The organism is Bartonella vinsonii subsp. berkhoffii ATCC 51672 (genome assembly GCF_902825225.1).
GTDB lineage: Bacteria > Pseudomonadota > Alphaproteobacteria > Rhizobiales > Rhizobiaceae > Bartonella > Bartonella berkhoffii.
In genome coordinates this window covers 1-826 of the sequence record NZ_CADEAK010000078.1, presented here as the reverse complement: position 1 = coordinate 826, position 826 = coordinate 1, and the positions used below count along the sequence as shown (strand labels likewise).

At 45.4% G+C, this 826-nt stretch carries 1 protein-coding gene and 1 pseudogene; both read right to left on the bottom strand.

Translation table 11 applies throughout. The features are described from left to right. Positions 1-7: 7 nt before the first annotated feature. Positions 8-658 (bottom strand): DUF3164 family protein, encoded by a 651-nt coding sequence (locus J7R10_RS08315; RefSeq protein ID WP_010705670.1) that lies wholly within the window; start codon positions 656-658, stop codon positions 8-10. Continuing rightward, a pseudogene (locus J7R10_RS08310) lies at positions 642-826 on the bottom strand (hypothetical protein); the annotation flags it as partial. The pseudogene J7R10_RS08310 and the gene J7R10_RS08315, both read right to left, overlap by 17 nt.

The following is an 826-nucleotide window of genomic DNA, read 5'->3' as shown; positions in this document are numbered from 1 at the left end:
TTACCCCTCACGTCTTCGCCACATCAATGATCACAGGACGCCAAGGATGCTCCAATGTATCGCGCTCATAAAAGCGCACATATTCTTTAGATGTCGTCACACGAATGGCTTCACGAATTGCACGCATGGCCTCATTCCAGCGTGGATCATCAATATCCAAACGCAACAGCAAAAAGAGTTCACTTCGATCCACCTTGCCTTCCTTACCAGCATCAAAAGCACGCGTAATAATCGCGCGGATTTCAGGGCGCGCATCCGCACCCCACTTATTTAAACATTCATCCGCATCCCACTCATTAAGGCACTCTTCAACAAGATGTTTAGCAAATCGCAATTCTAACCCTAAATCAACACTTGTTTGCACTTGCATCTCAATGCGCTGCAAACCATCAACACTTGTGTAAGTACAATTGCCCTTTTTACCACGCCGCTCCACGCCATATTCTTGCGCAAGCAAGTTATCAAAAGCACTCAAATCTGCAATCGTATGGCTATTAAAACGTGCAATCCTTGCCGATAGTTCTTTCGCAAAACCCATAATTTTGCACACCGTTTCATCCTCTAATAAATCCGCAGGGCGGATCAGACTTACCGGTACCAAAGCCCCCTTCGAATCCTTCATATAATGCGTTCCTTCAAGCTCAATTGGTTGATTCATCACAAAAGTCCTCCTTATGTTTTTGAAAACGGCGAAACGGCACAACATCCCCTGACAACGGCTTGTACCCCGCCTTTATTTGCCAACGACACCGCAAAAGTTCATGCCCTAAAATGTGGTTATAACCCGCCAAGCGGCGTAAATAATCATTCAATTCTCGAACATCTT